Annotated in this window: 11 protein-coding genes and 2 pseudogenes; 5 read left to right on the top strand and 8 right to left on the bottom strand. The window is 59.1% G+C overall.

The window, feature by feature from the left end:
* Positions 1-30: 30 nt before the first annotated feature.
* Both aguA and BFQ01_RS14535 read left to right on the top strand, forming a co-directional pair.
* A complete protein-coding gene (gene aguA, locus BFQ01_RS14540; RefSeq protein ID WP_065925790.1) occupies positions 31-1,137 on the top strand; it encodes an agmatine deiminase in 1,107 nt (368 codons plus the stop codon).
* Between the two features lie 234 nt (positions 1,138-1,371).
* Positions 1,372-1,587, top strand: coding sequence for a hypothetical protein (locus tag BFQ01_RS14535; protein WP_065925789.1), 216 nt, complete (start codon positions 1,372-1,374; stop codon positions 1,585-1,587).
* 198 nt (positions 1,588-1,785) lie between these two features.
* On the opposite strand, the gene BFQ01_RS14530 is transcribed toward BFQ01_RS14535, so the two are convergent.
* Positions 1,786-3,873 carry a TonB-dependent receptor gene (locus BFQ01_RS14530; protein ID WP_065925788.1) on the bottom strand — a complete coding sequence of 696 codons (2,088 nt, stop codon included), beginning with the start codon at positions 3,871-3,873 and terminating at the stop codon, positions 1,786-1,788.
* A 408-nt stretch (positions 3,874-4,281) separates the two neighbouring features.
* On the opposite strand from BFQ01_RS14530, the gene BFQ01_RS14525 reads away from it, so the two are divergent.
* Positions 4,282-5,598 carry an OprD family porin gene (locus BFQ01_RS14525; protein ID WP_027605121.1) on the top strand — a complete coding sequence of 439 codons (1,317 nt, stop codon included), beginning with the start codon at positions 4,282-4,284 and terminating at the stop codon, positions 5,596-5,598.
* 73 nt (positions 5,599-5,671) lie between these two features.
* Here BFQ01_RS14525 and BFQ01_RS14520 read toward each other — a convergent pair whose 3' ends face one another.
* From BFQ01_RS14520 to BFQ01_RS14500, 5 genes are all read right to left on the bottom strand, one after another.
* A complete protein-coding gene (locus BFQ01_RS14520) occupies positions 5,672-7,801 on the bottom strand; it encodes a M48 family metallopeptidase (protein ID WP_065925787.1) in 2,130 nt (709 codons plus the stop codon).
* 204 nt (positions 7,802-8,005) lie between these two features.
* Positions 8,006-8,290 carry a DUF3077 domain-containing protein gene (locus BFQ01_RS14515; protein ID WP_065925786.1) on the bottom strand — a complete coding sequence of 95 codons (285 nt, stop codon included), beginning with the start codon at positions 8,288-8,290 and terminating at the stop codon, positions 8,006-8,008.
* A gap of 565 nt (positions 8,291-8,855) precedes the next feature.
* On the bottom strand, positions 8,856-11,279 hold the full coding sequence (locus BFQ01_RS14510) for a TonB-dependent siderophore receptor (RefSeq protein WP_065925785.1): 2,424 nt from the start codon (positions 11,277-11,279) through the stop codon (positions 8,856-8,858).
* A gap of 98 nt (positions 11,280-11,377) precedes the next feature.
* Positions 11,378-12,340 carry a FecR domain-containing protein gene (locus tag BFQ01_RS14505; protein ID WP_065925784.1) on the bottom strand — a complete coding sequence of 321 codons (963 nt, stop codon included), beginning with the start codon at positions 12,338-12,340 and terminating at the stop codon, positions 11,378-11,380.
* On the bottom strand, positions 12,337-12,843 hold the full coding sequence (locus tag BFQ01_RS14500; protein WP_065925783.1) for a sigma-70 family RNA polymerase sigma factor: 507 nt from the start codon (positions 12,841-12,843) through the stop codon (positions 12,337-12,339). Before BFQ01_RS14500 ends, BFQ01_RS14505 begins: the two co-directional genes overlap by 4 nt.
* Before the next feature lie 132 nt (positions 12,844-12,975).
* Between BFQ01_RS14500 and BFQ01_RS14495 the strand changes: the two are divergent.
* Both BFQ01_RS14495 and BFQ01_RS14490 read left to right on the top strand, forming a co-directional pair.
* Positions 12,976-13,243: pseudogene (locus BFQ01_RS14495) on the top strand (transposase); the annotation flags it as partial.
* 69 nt (positions 13,244-13,312) lie between these two features.
* Complete coding sequence (locus BFQ01_RS14490; RefSeq protein WP_065925781.1) at positions 13,313-13,573, top strand: DUF6429 family protein; 261 nt, start codon at positions 13,313-13,315, stop codon at positions 13,571-13,573.
* Between the two features lie 278 nt (positions 13,574-13,851).
* On the opposite strand, the pseudogene BFQ01_RS31495 reads toward BFQ01_RS14490, so the two are convergent.
* Together BFQ01_RS31495 and BFQ01_RS32285 are read right to left on the bottom strand one after the other, a co-directional pair.
* Positions 13,852-14,105, bottom strand: a pseudogene (locus BFQ01_RS31495) (CopG family ribbon-helix-helix protein); the annotation flags it as partial.
* A 559-nt stretch (positions 14,106-14,664) separates the two neighbouring features.
* Positions 14,665-15,156 (bottom strand): hypothetical protein, encoded by a 492-nt coding sequence (locus tag BFQ01_RS32285; protein ID WP_141691276.1) that lies wholly within the window; start codon positions 15,154-15,156, stop codon positions 14,665-14,667.

Genomic DNA, 15,156 nt, shown 5'->3' with positions numbered 1-15,156 from the left:
GCCTTTACCCCATTCGGAGTCCTGATCGCCATGACCACCCTGCACAGCACCCCCCGCGCCGATGGCTTCCACATGCCCGCCGAATGGGCGCCACAGACCCAAACCTGGATGGTGTGGCCCGAGCGCCCGGACAACTGGCGCCTGGGCGGCAAGCCCGCGCAGGCCGCTCACGTGGCCGTGGCCAAGGCCATCGCACGTTTTGAGCCGGTGACCGTTGCGGTTTCCGCCGGCCAGTACGAAAACGCCCGCGCCCGCCTGGACGTGCCGAATATCCGTGTGGTGGAAATGTCCAGCGATGACGCCTGGGTGCGCGATACCGGCCCGACGTTCGTGATCAACGACCGTGGCGAAGTGCGCGGCGTGAACTGGGATTTCAACGCCTGGGGCGGTTTTGACGGTGGCCTGTATTCGCCGTGGAACCGCGACTCGCAGGTGGGCGGCAAGATCCTCGAAATCGAGCGCGCGCCGCGTTACCGCACAGAGGGTTTCGTGCTGGAAGGCGGCTCGATCCACGTCGACGGCGAAGGCACCCTGATCACCACCGAAGAGTGCCTGCTCAATCGCAACCGTAATCCGCACCTCGACCGTGCCGAAATCGAAGCGGTGCTCAGCGCCAACCTGGCTGTGGATAAGATCATCTGGCTGCCGGACGGCCTGTTCAACGACGAAACCGACGGTCATGTGGATAACTTCTGCTGCTACGTGCGCCCGGGCGAAGTATTGCTGGCCTGGACCGACGACCCGCAAGACCCGAACTACGGACGTTGCCACGCCGCCATGGCCGTCCTGCAAAGCAGCACCGACGCCCAGGGGCGCTCGTTCACAGTGCATAAAATGCCGATCCCGGGGCCGTTGTATGCCACTGAGGAAGAGTGCGCAGGGGTCGACCCGGTGGACGGCACACAGGAACGCAATCCGACCGTGCGGTTGGCGGGTTCCTACGTCAACTTCCTGATCGTCAACGGCGGCATCATCGCGCCAAGTTTCGACGACCCGTTGGACGCTGAAGCCAAGGCTATCCTGCAGAACCTGTTCCCGCAGCACGAAGTGGTGATGGTGCCGGGCCGTGAACTGTTACTGGGTGGCGGTAATATCCATTGCCTGACCCAACAACAGCCTGCCCCGCATAAAAACTGAGTGCGGTTGTAACAACGCCTTTCCGGCAGCCGGGCGCTCCTCGGTGTCGGCCCCTACAGCAAGCCCGCGGCCCATCACGGTCGTGGGCTTTTTTGTGTCCGCCCACCTATAAACACGCGACATTGGCATAGCTCTTGTATCGGTGTTGCCCCAGTGTCCCAGGGTGATGACCGCACAGTTCTGTCATAAACCTTGAGTAAGTTAGCCGCTCACGCAGCAGGAGAGAGCGCCGAAATGAATGCCAATATCAACCCGATGTACACGCGCACCTTCCACCCTTCGCGGGTTGACGGTGACGCGATCCATGCGCTGGGGCTCTGGTTGAAGGAAAACGGCTCGCGACAAGTCAGGCAGCAGCCGGATTTGCGCAGTGTGATGAGTGAACGCTACCCGGTGGGGTTGTTCAGCGAGGATGAAATGCACGCGTTGTGCGAGTTGATTGAAAACTGAACAATCACCACTGATGTCGTAGATACCGTCTATCCAACACCGCGTAAATCCGTAGCTGCTGCCGAGCACAAGCGAGGCTGCGTCGGCCGCGACTCGAGATTGAATCGGCTGCGCGCCCTACGCAGCCTCGCTTGCGCTCGGCAGCTGCTACGGGGTTTGTGTGGTGTTGCTTGAGACGACCTCTACGGGTTTATCGGGTTAGAAGCTGTAGGTGCCTGTCACCACCAGGTTACGCGGATCGCCCGGCTGAATCTGCGCCACACTGGTCGCCGATTCGTAGTAGGTCTTGTCGGCGATGTTGTTCAGCGCCGCGCGCACATCCCATTCTTTCTGCCGGAACCCGACCAACGCATCCCAACTGCCATAACCCGGCAGCACCACGGTGTTGAGGCTGTCGGCGTAGCGGTCGCCGACCAGGGTCAAACCGGTTTCCGCGTACCAGCCCATCTCCGGTTTCCAGGTGACAAACAGGCTTGCATTGCGCTTGGCCACGTCGCTGACGCGCTTGCCTTCAAAGCCGTTGTTGTCCTTCTCGACCTTGGCATCCTGCAGGCCGACACCACCGCGTACAGACCAGTTGCCGACGATCTTGCCGGTGGCTGTCAGCTCCACGCCGCGCGAGCGCTGCAGGCCGCTGAGCAGGGTAATGGTGCGGTCCAGCGGGTCGCTGGTGCGGCGGTTGTAGAGTTCCAGTTCGTACACCGCCAGGGTGGTGCTCAGGCGATCGTCGAGCCAGTCGCTTTTCACGCCGATCTCTTTTTGCTTGGTCAGCTCGGGGCTCAGGTCGTTGACGCTGCCGGCGGCGTTCGGGGTGATGCCGATCAGGCCGCCACCGGCCGGTGAGAAGGTCTTGCTCCACGAGGCATAGAACGAGTGGTGTTCCAGGGGCGTCCACACCAGGCCAAAGCGCGGGCTGGTGCTGTGGCTTTTGATGTCTTGTTGGGTATTGAGCAGTTTGTTTTTGGTGTCCACTTCGAAACGGTCGTAACGCAGGCCGGCCAGCACTTGCCACTGATCGTTCAGACGCAGTTGGTCTTGCACATACAGGGCGCGGCTTTCGACTTCGGTGTGGTTGTTACTCGATACGCTCATGCGCCCGGTGTGGCTCAGGCGACGGTTGGGCTGGTTGAGGTCCAGGGCTGGCACGGCCTGGCCACCGCGGTTCACAGCAGTGGCGGTGTACGGCTTTGGATCGCGGCGCTGGCTGCCCAGCTCCACGCCGGTGAGCAGGCGGTGTTCCAGGCCGAAGGTGCTGAAGCCTCCTTCCAGCTCGACGTTGTTGAAGACGTTGAGGGTGGTCAGGTCTTGCTGCCAGCGTTGGCGCGTCACCCGATTGGTCGAGGCAACATAGGCGGTCTGGTAGGTGTTGTCGAAATCGCTGTCGAGCTTGAACACGCCGAGGGTCTGGCGCAGTTGCCAGTTGTCGTTGAGTTCGTAGGCCAGCTTGGAGCGCAGGGACTGGGTCTTGTCGTCGATGTAATCGCGGCTGTCGCCGTAGGTGGTGCTGCGACTGACGTCGGCGGGGCGGCCGTTGACGCCGGGGATGCCGCGATCCGGCGTGCGGTTGTAGCGGCTGTATTCGTATTGCACCAGCCAATTGAGATCCGGGGTGAGCTGCCAGCTCATGGACGGCGCGAACAGTTGGCGATTGCCGCTGACGCCGTCGCGGAAGCTGTTGTTGTCCTGGTTGCCCATGTTCAGACGCAGGCTGATGTTGTCGGTGGGGTCGGTGCTCAGGTCGGCATACACACTGCGCAAATCGTTGCTGCCGCCCTGGGCCTCGATGCTCGACTTGCGCCCGGCCGTTGGCAGTTTGCTCACGCGGTTGACGATCCCACCCTGGCCGCCTCGCCCGTAAAGCACGGCTGCCGGGCCTTTGAGCACTTCGATGCGCTCGATGTTGTGCAGGTCGCGCACGTACTGGCTGTCGTCGCGAATGCCATCGAGGTAGAAGTCGTTGCTCGCGTCGAAACCACGGATGCGCAGACTGTCGAAGCGCGTGTCGGCGCCGCTGCTGACGTTGGGGATGCCGCTCAAGGCCTGGCCCAGGTCGTTGGTGCCGTAGGCGCGCAGGCTTTCGGTCTTCACCGAGTCGATGGCCTGGGGCACATACCGTACCGGTGTGGCGGTGCGGGTCGCGGTGCTGGTTTCCTTGACGCGCGGGTCGTCTTCGTCAGCTTCGGCACTGATCGAGGTTTCGGGCAAGGTGGTGGCCGCACAGGCAAAACCGGCAGACAGCAGAACAGAAAGCCCAAGGGTCATGGGCGTCAGGCGAAGGGCAGGCATGGTGGAATGCATCCAAAGGGTTTGGCAGGAAAAAGCACGCCAATGGTAATGCTTTGCATTTGCGCGCGTTATCCATTACCAAACGTATCGGCTTTGAAATATGTTACGAGATGTGTTTCATGGGTCGTTAAAGACAGAATCTGGTCGTTTTCAGAAAGGCAGTAGGCCTTTGCTTAGAATTATTTCGCCTAAATACAGACAATTCACGAAATTGACACATAGTTCAACGCGCGACTAGGATTGCGCCCAACGCCTGTGGCTAACAGCCATGACTCATCCAATAAGAAAAGGCCCGCGGCATGTTCAGTCGTCCGCGGGCCTTCTTTTTTCGGAAAAGTCGACACCAGAAAAGCGACATGGAGCCTGGTGTCATCGCGCGTACTCAACCCGTAATAAGGAATACAAAAAATGTTGAAGCAACGGATGAGTCTGATCGCTCTGGGGATTTTGAGCGCATCGACAGCAATGGCAAACGACCAGGAGCAATCCAAGGGTTTTGTTGAAGACAGCCACCTGAACATCGCGGCCCGTAACGCCTACATCAGCCGCGACTACAAAAACGGCAAGCAAGACAAAGCCGAATGGGGCCAAGGCTTCATCGGCAAGTTCGAGTCCGGCTTCACCCAAGGCACTGTCGGTGTGGGTGTGGACGTGATCGGCCAATATGCTATCCGTCTGGACGGTGGCCAAGGTCGCGCCGGCGCGGGGGGGATCGACTTCTTCAAGCAGGGTAATGGCACCACTAACCCAGATGGCTCGGCAAACCCTGGCTCGGCACCACACGACCTGGCCAAAGGCGGCGCAGCGGTCAAGTTCCGCGTCTCCAACACGGTGCTCAAGTACGGTGATCAGTTCCCTAACGTTCCGGTCCTGGCCTACGACAACTCCCGTCTGCTGTCCGAAACGTTCACGGGTACGTCGATCGTCTCCAAAGAGATCGCCGGCCTGCAACTCGACGCCGGTCACTTCACCAAGGAAGCTCGCAAGAGCGCCGAAGGTACCGACAGCGGCCGTCTGAAAAGCATCGACTACGTCGGTGGCAGCTACAAATTCACCGAAAACCTGTCGGCCGCGCTGTACGCCTCCGACATGCAAGACGTGCTGAAGAAGCAATACGTCAACGTCAACTACGTGCTGGCCCTGCCAGAGAAACAGTCGCTGACCTTTGACTTCAATGGCTACAAGACCAAGCTGGACAAGAGCTTCGCCCTGGAAAACCAAGGCAGCGAAGACGCTCGCGACAACAAGATCTGGAGCCTGGGCGCCACATGGGCTGTCGGCCCGCACAGCTTCACCGTCGCTCACCAGCGCAGCACGGGCGACACCGGCTACCTGTACGGCGGCTACCGCAACGCTGGCGGCATCGGCGACGGCGGCAACACCATCCTGCTGGCCAACTCCTACTGGTCCGACTTCAACGGCAAGGACGAGCGCTCCTGGCAGGCCGGCTACGGCCTGGACTTCAGCACCTTCGGCGTGCCTGGCCTGACCTACAACGTGGCCTACGTGCGCGGTACCAACATTGACGACGGTTCCAACCGTGGCAATGGCACCGAGCGCGAGATCTTCAACCAGTTCAAATACGTCGTGCAGAGCGGCCCGGCCAAAGACCTGAGCCTGCGTGCTCGTGCGTCCTGGTTGCGCGTTTCCAGCAATGCCGACAAGTACAACGTAGGCGGTAACGAAATCCGTCTGTTCGCCGACTACCCGATCAACGTTTTCTAAGTGATCACACGTCGCGCCTGATTCCAGGCGATAAAAAACCCCGACTGGTTCGGGGTTTTTTTATGGGGGTGCATCAGTCCTCGTGGCTCTGCAAAATCTTGCGCGCCAACGCCGCATTCCTGTAGTCGAGCATCAAGGACAACCCCTCATAGGGTTCGATCTTTTTATTGTCGATACACAGCTGTGCCATCAGCAGCAGTACCTGGCGTTTCTTCTTGTTGACCCGCACGCCGGGTACACCGAACGCGGTCTTGCGCGTTACGGGTAACGGCGCCTCGGGCGTCAGTTGGACGGTTACCCAGATGCCCTGGACAAACTGCAACGTGATCTCCTCGATATGTTCGATGGGCAGCGGTTGCGCCAGGTTATTGAACACAAAATGCTCCGGTGTCAGGCGCAACGCGGTCTGCGGCGCGCGCTTGAATCGACGGATGCCCAGCCACAGCAGGCCCAGCCCGATAAGACCCAGGCACGCGCCCGCGCCGACTGCCGACAGCGGCGTACCTTTCAAACGCTCCGGGGCGAGCCAGACTCGACTCAGGATAAACAGGGCCGCCAGCACAAAGGGCAGGCCCGACACCGCCATCAGTACCCCGCGCCATTGGCCGCCTTCATGCAGGCTGCGCTCACCCTCGGCCGAAGCGGCCAAGGTTTCCAGCAGTTGGGTGTGCGCGCTGTTCTCCGACACGGCCATGTCCATCACGTCGCGAGACAGCTGCTCGCGCAGTGCCTGGTGTGCGCTGAAATAGGCATCCATCTGCGCATTCGCCATGTCGCTATCCACCACGCGGGTGGCGCCGCGCAGGGTATCGTCCAGTGGCACGTGCAGCGCCTGCAGGCGTTCGCCATTGGAGGGGTGGGAGTCGGTGGGATGGGGTTGATGAATCTCCAGGGCTTCGGCTGATGGTTGCAGTTCACACTCACGCAAGCTCGCGAACACGGCGTCGGGCAGGTCTGTAGCCGTACCTGCCTCACACAACGCCAACAGTGCATCCTCAACGTGCGGCTGCAACACCGACATCCGCAACAACGCCGAAGCCGCCGCCTCAGGGCCCACCAACTGCGCGCCGGCAGCGTCCGCCAGCAATTCGCGCTCACGGCTCCAGTGGTTAACCGCGTGATCGAAACGCTGCATGAAAAACACCCCGAACAGCAACGACGGGCGCATCAGCCAGCCTTGGATCAAATCGCTGGCCAGCAGGGTTTGCAGCAGCGCCTCCAGGCTGCGATTGACCCCATCGTAGATCGGCAAAAAGCGCAGGCTGTATTCCGTGTCCTGCCCCACAAAGTGCGCCAGCTCATGGCCGATCACCGCGCTGATTTCTTCACGGCTCAGCAGGCCCAGATACAGCAACGGCACATGCAAGGTGCGCCCCTGCAGCAAAGTATTCGCCGGTTGCACAGTGGCCGCGCTGGAGGTCACGTAAAAGCCCTGGGCCAGGCTCACCACGATGTGGTCCGGTGGCAGCGCGCCGAGCCTACCCGCCAGCTCGTCCACATGGCGCCACAACCCTGGAGCCTGCGCGGGCGTCACCACTTGGCCGAACATCTCCAGCGGCTCGGGCTTGAACATCCCCAGCATAGGGCGCAGCTGTCTGAGCAACTGCCAGATCGAATACACACAAAACGCCGCGATCACCCCCAGCACCGCCATCAGCTTGACTTCGCCACTGCCCAGCCGGCCGATATGCCACATCCCCAAGCCTTCGAAACTCAACGCCAACGCGACGGCCGCCGCCACCGCCACCACATGGCCCACCAGCACGTAGGGCAACAGGCGGCTGCCCAGGGAGAACACCTGCAATAACCTCTCCCGTGAGTGCCGTGCCCGCCGCCCGGCCCAGTACGTACCTGCCAACGCAGCCGTACCAATCAACGCCGCCAACAGCCCCAAGCCCATCACCCACGGCGTCAGGACCCGCATCGCACCGTTCACGCGGTGGGCGATGGGCAGTTCGGCTTCGATTTTTGCCAGGCGCGAGAGGGCCATTTGCACGCTGATTTTTTCATCGACCAGATCGACCGTCGCCGTCGGCTCCTTCGCCGCCAGCGCTTGGAGTTGCTGTTTAGCGGTAGTCACCGTGATGTGGTAATCGACCAGCGCCGTGGTGGTTTCGTCAGCACGCTGACGCTCCCAGCCACCGAGGGCGGCCAGCAACAGCGGGAAAACGATGAGGAGGCAGATCAGTTTGAGAGCGTTCATGGGAGTCCGTTCACAACGCAGGGATGTTCAGGTTTATACCGAAAAAAACGCCCCTGGGTATCTACACCACTCTCAAATGCGGGCACACCACTCTGTGGTGAGCGGGCTTGCCCCGCGCCGGGCTGCGCAGCAGCCCCAATAAAGACACTGAGATTTTTCTGTTAAAACTAAGCGCCTGGTTTTGGGGCCGCTTCACAGCCCTACTTACAGCCCGGTATTCCCAGGCGACTCCAACACCTTCACCACATCATCAATCACCGCCTTGCTCATCTCCTGCAAGTAATGCGACGCCCAGGCATGACGGTCCGTCTCCTTCGTCATCGCTGCATCTTCGGCGAGGAGCTTGGCAACGTGGGGCAAGTCGGAAACGTGATGCAAGGCTTCATGCAGGGAAACACCGCTGTTGACGCGGAACAGAGGTTGGTCGGAGTGAAAGGAGAACGGGGTGACGCCGAGGGTGGTTAACGCAGAGGGATTTGGAGCGTTCATTGGTAAAACTCCCATATCGAGTGAGAGCTACCACGTTCGTTCTCAGGCGAATGGGTGGCAGCTGTGCGCAGGCTGAGAAACCGGAGATACAGGAACCCGGCAGACCCGAAGGTCTCCCACGCACAGCCGCCATTGCACGAATTTTCAGGCGAAAAAAAAACGCCTTCAAAATCGGGTGTTGGGGGCGCTTGGTGCGCCTGCATCTTGCCGGGTTCTCAGGCCCGATCGCTGAATTGGCAGCGACGGGGGGAGGTTAGCGTGGTGAGCGGTGAGGAGCAATCGGGAAAATAGATCGATTGATTTTTCAGTTATTCCTTAAAGGTAGCGACCGGGCGTTGATGCCATTAACGAATGGTAAACCTCCTGAATTCGAACGTTGTCGATCATCCCTTCCGTAGAGAATAGGCAGGAATCCGCCAAAAGCTGCCGTGGCAGCAGGCAGCAGGCTGCCGAAAGCAGTCCGCTGTCAACGCCCTCTATCGGACGACGCTGTTGAAATATCGAGTACTAAAGCGGTTTTGTCTGGCAATTGCGCTACGTGCCGATCCGGTCGCCAAGGGGGTGCTTACCAGTTGTAACTCACCGACCCGGTCACATTTCGGCGATACCCGTATTTGCAGCTGTCGCCGGTGTAACCACACTGGGAGACATAGGTTTCATCGGTCAGGTTGGACGCATTGAGCGCCAGCTTCGCCCCTGCATAGGATGAAGACAGCTTGCCCAGGTCGTAGCTCAGGCTGGCGTCAAACAGCGTGTAGTGGGGAATGCCTTCGCTGTTTTGCGAGTCGATATAGCTCTTGCCGACATAGCGTACTCCTCCCCCTATCGCCAAGCCCGATAGCGCGCCGCCCTGAATGGTGTATTGCGACCAGAGCGAGGCCAGTTGTTCAGGGGTATTGCCAGGTTGATTGCCTTTCTCATCGGCCGTATTGCTGCGGGTAATTTCAAGGTGTGAATAGCTGTAGTTGGCCATCAACTCCAGCGCATCGGACACCTGCGCCTTGCTTTCCAGTTCGATACCGCGCGACTGGATTTCTCCGGTCGCCACCGAAAAACGATTGTTGGCAGGATCGGCAGTCAGTACGTTTTGCCGCGTCAGGTCGAACAGCGAGACGGTCACGTAGCTGTCACTGCCCTTGGGTTGGAATTTGATCCCGACTTCGTACTGGCGACCGGTTTCGGGTTCGAAGGCACTGCCGTCACGCGCCACTGCCGTGATGTTAGGGAAAAACGACTCCGAATAGCTCGCGTAGGGCGCCAGGCCGTTGTCTGCCAGGTACATCACACCGGTCCGCCACGTGAAGGCGTGATCGCGCTGCTTGAGGTCTGCCGCCGTATCGGTGGCGTAATGGACCGTTTTCGAGCGTGCCCAGTCTTGGCGACCGCCCAGGTTGAAGACCCAATGTTCGTCGAATTTGAGCTGTTCCGAGAGATACACCCCCGCCTGGTCAAGCTGACGACGCTGGTTGATGTCGTAAAAAGCGTCCAGGTCGCTGTAATCCTGGTGATAGACCGGCGTATACACATCCAGGGGATCAACCACGTTGCCACCCCCCAACTGGTTGGTACTGGCGTGTTGCAAATCGATGCCGACCAGCGTTGTATGTTCGAAACGGCCGGCGTTCCACTGGGCCTGGAAGTGGTTATCGAGCAGCGCATTCTTCACCTTTTCGTGGCCCAGATAACCGAAGCGGCCCACGGTGCGCTGGTCGTCATCCAGGCCGTATTGGTAAATCGTGCGCTGTTCCTGGTAGGAACGGCTGTAACGGGCGTTCTGGCGGAATGTCCAGATATCATTGAGGTGATGTTCAAACTGATACCCCAGTGACCACTGTTCTACATCATATTTGTCGAAGTCAGGGTCGCCGACAAAACGATCTGTAGCGATCCGTCCGTAACGCGAGCTGTCGAGTGTGCCTACCCGGGGCAACGCGTAGTAGCCCAGCACATTGCGGTCTTTTTGAAAGGACGCCAGCACCGTCAGCGAGGTGTCGTCCGAGGGGCGCCAACTGATTGCCGGGGCGATGAATTGACGGTCATCACGGGCGTAGTCGATTTGCGTACCGCTGTCTCGCCACAGCCCGGTGAGGCGATAAGTCAAGACGCCGTCCTCGCTAAGCGGCCCGCCGAAGTCCGCAGCCAATTGCTTGCGATCAAAACTGCCTGCCTGCGCCACCAGTTCATGCAGCGGCTCATCGGTGGGACGCTTGCTGATCACGTTGACCATGCCGCCCGGTGAGCTTTGACCGTAGAGCACCGACGATGGCCCGCGCAGCACTTCCACGCGCTCCAGCCCATAGACTTCACCCACGGCACGGCTCTGGTTGGCAAAGCTGTACTGGCGCAGGCCATCGCGATAGATACCACCGCCAGTCGTCGCGTCAAAGCCACGAATACTAATCGTGTCGCGCCGGGTATCGACACCGTTGGCTTCACCATTGACCCCGGCGGTGTAGCGCAGCACCTGCCCGATGCTTTGTGGCTGCTGGGCATCGATTTGCTTACGGGTGACCACGCTGATCGATTGCGGCGTTTCCATGATCGACGTATCGGTCTTGTTGGCACTCATGGTCCGGCTGGCGACCAGGCCATCGTTGCGGCCTAACGAGGTGTCGTAGGCGGTGCCACTGATGGCGGTCGGCGCTAGCTCCAGCACGTCGCCGTTGCTCGGTACCAGCAGCAGGCTACCGTCGTCCTGGCGCTCATAGGTCAGCCCAGAGCCGAGCAAGAGCTGCGCCAGGCCGGCCTCAGTACTGAAATCGCCTTGCAGCCCCTGGGTTTTCTTGCCGGCCGTCAGCGTTGAGCTGCCCGCCATGGTAATCCCCGCCTGTGCGCCGAAACGTGACAGCGCAGAATCCAGGGGGCCAGCGTCGATGCTGTAATGCTGCGAACTACCCGCGGCAAAGACTGGAGGGCTGCAAAGCGGTTGCACGCTGAGCAACAACAGCCCAAGCGTACGGGCACGCAGGGCGCGGGAAGGTGAAGTCATACGGGGCTCCTAAGGGGTCAAGACCCACCTCTGGCGGGTGGGTGATCCCTATAGGCCAAGCGAGTACGAAAAAACTATCGTGCAGCAGAAAAAATATTTCAGGCGGGCACGATCGAGACCCAATACCGCGTCATGCGCTCGATTCGCACCGGTAGCGTGCGCGCTACCAGGGTCAAGGCTGCATCGGTGTCATCCAGCGAAAAACTGCCTGTGAGGCGTAACCCTGAGACCTGCTCATGACAACGTAAAACACCGGGGCGATAACGTGAGAGTTCCGCCACCAAGGCGTCCAGGCGCAGGCGATCCGCCGGCAGAATCCCGCGCAGCCAGGCTTGGGCGACCAGCAGGTCGGGGCGGCTCGGTACGCCGATACCCAGGCGATCCACCCGTGCCTGCCATCCGGCCTCAAGTGAAGAGGACGTTGGCTGGCCGCGTGAGTGCACCTGCACCTGGCCGCCCATGACGGTGACCTGCGTGCCCTGCCGGTCATGGCGCACTTGCAACTGCGCATCGCGGCTCTGCAGGATCGCGTCCGGCGTGATCAACTGCAGCGGGCGCGATTCTGCTCGCACATTCAAGGCCAGCTCGCCCTCTATCATCTGTATGCGCCGCACCTGGTCATTAAAATCCAGGTTCACCGCACTGGCCGTGTTCAGCCATAGCGAGCTGCCATCAACCAGGGCCCACTGGTGACGCTCGCCTGTTCCTGTGCGGTGGCTCGCCAGCGCGGCGCGCACTGGCGTGGAACCCGCGCCTTGCCAGGCAACGGTGCCAACCGCACCAAGGACCAACAGGCGCTTGAGTAACTGCCGACGTTTCTGCATGTCCGGCCCAGCCGACGCCAGTGCCCTGCGCGCGGTGGCATCGCGCAAAAGATTCGCTCCGGGCTGCTGCAACAGCGGCAAGCTGGCGACACGCTGCCAGGCCTGCTCATGCTCATCGCTCGCCTCGCGCCAACACCGCAATGCTTCCAGATCAGGCGCACTCATAAGCCCGGACTGCGTCCTGACAAGCCAATCAATGGCGATATCGCGCACCTGCGGATTAATCTCGGCCCTCATTCGAAACGGCTCGCATAGCAAACACTGAATGCCTTGCCCATGGCCCGTTGCACTTGAGCCACAGTCAAACCCAACTGCGCAGCGATCTGCGAATACGTCAGGCCGTCGAGCTGAGACATGAAGAAAATCTGCCGTATGCGCTCAGAGAGCCCAATCAACAGCGAGTCGAGTTGCAACAAGGTTTCGATCACCAGATACCGGTCCTCGGGTGACGATTCCCCCCCTTCGGGCCGAGCAGCCAACGCTTCAAGATAAGCCCGCTCGATCTCCTGGCGGCGCCAGCGATTGACCAGCAGTCCATTGGCAATCGCCGCGAGAAACGCCATGGGCTGGCGCAACTCGCACACCTGCTGAGGGGCGCGCAGCACACGGATGAACGTGTCGTGGGCCAGATCCTCGGCATCGGCACTGTGCCCCAACCGCCGGTTCAGCCAGCCCTGCAGCCAGCCGTGATGATTCTCGTACAACTGTTCGACGGACGATGTTGGGCTGGCATCCTGCATGTGAGGCTCGCACTGCGTGAATGATAATGCTTCTCATCGTATTGATCGGGCGCATGGTTGTACAGTGTTTACACCTGTTTGATGGGGTGGAATTCTACGTCCATATCTGAGCAACACGGGAGCAAGTGGGTGCGCTACACCGAAGCCGGTTACTTGCCGATCGACAACAACGCCGCCGAGCGTGCGATCCGGCCCTTCGTGATCGGGCGCAAGAATTGGCTGTTCAGCGACACGCTCAAAGGCGCGACGGGCAGCGCTCAACTTTACAGTTTGGTCGAGACGGCTAAAGCCAACGGCCAAGAGCCCTATGCGTGGCTGCGCCACGCACTTGACGACTTCTTCGGTTGAGGATTACGAAGCTTTACTGTCCTGGAACTGCTCGCCGATGACGCATAGTTAAGCGCGCTATTCATCTTGATGGCTGGTGGGGTTTACGGTGAGTTCAAAGAACACGAGCGGAGCAACGATCATGGAATACGATGATAAACTGATTGAAGAAGCCGTGCTTGCCCTGTTGGCAACCTTCAGTTTTGATAACGGCAATGCTTGGAAAGGGTTCGACTTCGAGACCATGAACCGATTGCATGAACATGGTTTCATCAGTAATCCGGTGAACAAGAACAAATCGATTTGGTTGACGGCTGAAGGGCTGGAGCGAGGCCGGCAGATAGCCGACCGGTTATTTGGGGTAAGAACTCAAGTGGAGCATGAATCCGACTTGGATACCTGACTTCATACCACGGCCATACGATCGGTCGGGTTTATGGATCGCATAGTGCGCCTTATTTTCTTGCAGTTGCCGATATTCATTCAAACGCCAAATAGCACCAAGCCCCGAGTTACGGGGCTTGGTGCTGTGGTGCGCTTCGCGGTCACCTTGCAAACTAGAGGTCGCTCGATACGGATACGCGGTGATAACCAGCTCCCGGCAATCGGGCACTGGAGACGCTTTCCCTGCATGGGGGAAATGCTCCAGCATTTCCAGGCTGTTGAGATGTGGAAGACGGCTGCCTCCCTCAATTCCCAATCAGTGGCGTTGCCGGCATCAGTATCTGCAATGCCCTCCTGCACGGCTTTAAATGCCAGCACTCAGCGGTCACGTAGCGGCTCAAAGCCCGCTGCAGGGGGTATTGACGATCTCGGTCGGTCGCCCGCGCCAGTTGATCCAACTCGCTGACAAGTTCGGGCTTTACTCGGAAAGACAGAACGGGAGAGCTGCCATTAACGTTGTTCCACACGTGTTCTGTATGCGCTGTGTACATGGTATGCGGACGTTATGCTTCGGCTGGTAGTCGGCCACCAATAGCGGTTTGTCGGTTTGGGGAAGGATTTACAGGCGAGCGACTGGGTTGTATCAACCCAGAAACAACAAAGCCCTCACATTTCTGTGAGGGCTTTGTTTTGTATGGTGCGGCACCAGACGAACGGTATGTTTCTGCGGGGCTAGGTTTTTCGGGCGTCTGGAGTTCGCTGGAAAATTCGGCGTACCCCAACTAGTAACTATAAATAAATCAGCTAGTTATGGCGCTCGGTGGAATCGAACTCGGGATTTTTTAGATGTCAGCACGACGTCAGTCTACAAGTAATTCAGAGCCGCATACGGAATGGTAAACCTCCCGAATTCGAACGTTGTTGATCATCCCCTCCGGCGAGAATAGGTAGGAGTCCGCCAAAAGCTGCCGTGGCGACAGGCAGCGGACGACGACCAATAGCGGACGACGACCAATAGCGGACGCTCACGATGGCTTGAGAACCTTAGAGTGCTGCAGCAGAGAAAAGAGTAACGAAATATTTGAAAAGAAGACCTATAGGAAGCCGCTCTCAAGGAGAGCAACGGTTCCAATTCCAATCTCCGCACCCCACACGACTCGTCCGGGAGGAATGGCCTATGTACAGGCCTGTCAAATTTCCCGTATCGACGATTTTTAACTGCAAGGCTCCAAAATAAGCAAGCCGATCGCTTTTATCGTACCATTCTCCGGAGATGTAAGAGTTCTTGATCATGCCAAACATACAGTAAGTTTTGCCTTTAGCGTCAAACTCCGCATAAAGATACTTTCCGAACTGCTTGATATCTGTATAGCTGTGACGATCCTTAATCTCTTTGAAGCTGGGACTATCCGGAGCCTCCCAAACTTGCTGCCATCTACCTGATAATGCAGGGGGACGATCCCGAAAAAAGCCCCTCACAGGAATCCAGTGAAAATACTTAACGAAATAGTGAGATAGACTGAAGTCCAGAAGCGTTTTTACAATTAAAACCGCACAAGGAGCTGCTAGGCCAGTTGCTACGACATTCAAATCAATATTCAT

The sequence above is a fragment of the Pseudomonas sp. 8 R 14 genome, from assembly GCF_900005955.1.
Taxonomy (GTDB): Bacteria; Pseudomonadota; Gammaproteobacteria; order Pseudomonadales; family Pseudomonadaceae; genus Aquipseudomonas; species Aquipseudomonas marginalis.
The sequence above is the reverse complement of the archived record's forward strand: the minus strand, read 5'-3'. Positions and strand labels throughout refer to the sequence as shown.

Excerpts from the sequence above, each read along its gene's own strand:
- BFQ01_RS14505 (WP_065925784.1), bottom strand. The coding sequence starts at position 12,340 with ATGAGGGCCGAGATTAATCCGCAGGTGCGCGATATCGCCATTGATTGG.
- BFQ01_RS14500 (WP_065925783.1), bottom strand. The coding sequence starts at position 12,843 with ATGCAGGATGCCAGCCCAACATCGTCCGTCGAACAGTTGTACGAGAAT.
- BFQ01_RS14510 (WP_065925785.1), bottom strand. The coding sequence starts at position 11,279 with ATGACTTCACCTTCCCGCGCCCTGCGTGCCCGTACGCTTGGGCTGTTG.
- BFQ01_RS14525 (WP_027605121.1), top strand. The coding sequence starts at position 4,282 with ATGTTGAAGCAACGGATGAGTCTGATCGCTCTGGGGATTTTGAGCGCA.
- aguA (WP_065925790.1), top strand. The coding sequence starts at position 31 with ATGACCACCCTGCACAGCACCCCCCGCGCCGATGGCTTCCACATGCCC.
- BFQ01_RS14490 (WP_065925781.1), top strand. The coding sequence starts at position 13,313 with ATGGAATACGATGATAAACTGATTGAAGAAGCCGTGCTTGCCCTGTTG.
- BFQ01_RS32285 (WP_141691276.1), bottom strand. The coding sequence starts at position 15,156 with ATGAATATTGATTTGAATGTCGTAGCAACTGGCCTAGCAGCTCCTTGT.
- BFQ01_RS14520 (WP_065925787.1), bottom strand. The coding sequence starts at position 7,801 with ATGAACGCTCTCAAACTGATCTGCCTCCTCATCGTTTTCCCGCTGTTG.
- BFQ01_RS14535 (WP_065925789.1), top strand. The coding sequence starts at position 1,372 with ATGAATGCCAATATCAACCCGATGTACACGCGCACCTTCCACCCTTCG.
- BFQ01_RS14515 (WP_065925786.1), bottom strand. The coding sequence starts at position 8,290 with ATGAACGCTCCAAATCCCTCTGCGTTAACCACCCTCGGCGTCACCCCG.
- BFQ01_RS14530 (WP_065925788.1), bottom strand. The coding sequence starts at position 3,873 with ATGCCTGCCCTTCGCCTGACGCCCATGACCCTTGGGCTTTCTGTTCTG.